Origin of the sequence: Candidatus Nitrosotalea sp. FS (assembly GCF_011319475.1) — an archaeon.
Taxonomy (GTDB): Archaea; Thermoproteota; Nitrososphaeria; order Nitrososphaerales; family Nitrosopumilaceae; genus Nitrosotalea.
In genome coordinates this window covers 1-496 of record NZ_RCMC01000049.1, presented here as the reverse complement: position 1 = coordinate 496, position 496 = coordinate 1, and the positions used below count along the sequence as shown (strand labels likewise).

Annotated in this window: 1 protein-coding gene; it reads right to left on the bottom strand. The window is 39.6% G+C overall.

Annotation, left to right across the window (positions count from 1 at the left end):
* Nucleotides 1-246: 246 nt before the first annotated feature.
* Nucleotides 247-469: ABC transporter substrate-binding protein (locus DYY66_RS15395; protein ID WP_338140854.1), on the bottom strand; the 223-nt coding region annotated here is incomplete at its 3' end.
* Between the last annotated feature and the right edge of the window lie 27 nt (nt 470-496).

Here is a 496-nt window from a genome sequence, read left to right as displayed (position 1 = left end):
TGTCTTCGGATAATTTTTCGTACTCGAGAATTGTTCTTGAGACATCAAACCCGCATGGCATTAGTATTATGATATCAGGATCAAACTGTGTTATCTCATCAATCTGCATCTTTCGTGATTTTTCTCCAGTTGAGCTGATTCCGTTTATGCCACCTGCAATATCTACCATCTGAGGGACCCAGTGACCTGCTGAAAATAACGGATCAAGCCACTCTATGCACAATACTTTGGGTCTTGAAATTTTGNTTGAGCTTATTCCGTTTATGCCTCCTGCGATATCCACCATTTGTGGGACCCAGTGGCCTGCTGAAAACAACGGATCAAGCCACTCTATGCATAATACCTTTGGTCTTGAAATTTTAGATGTATCCTTGATGTGTGAAATTCTTTTTTGCAGTTTTAGAACAAAGTCTTTAGCTTTGTCTTGTCTTCCAACTTTTTCTCCAACAGTAATGATATTCTGTAATATGTCGTCAAGGTTTTTTGGATCCAGGAC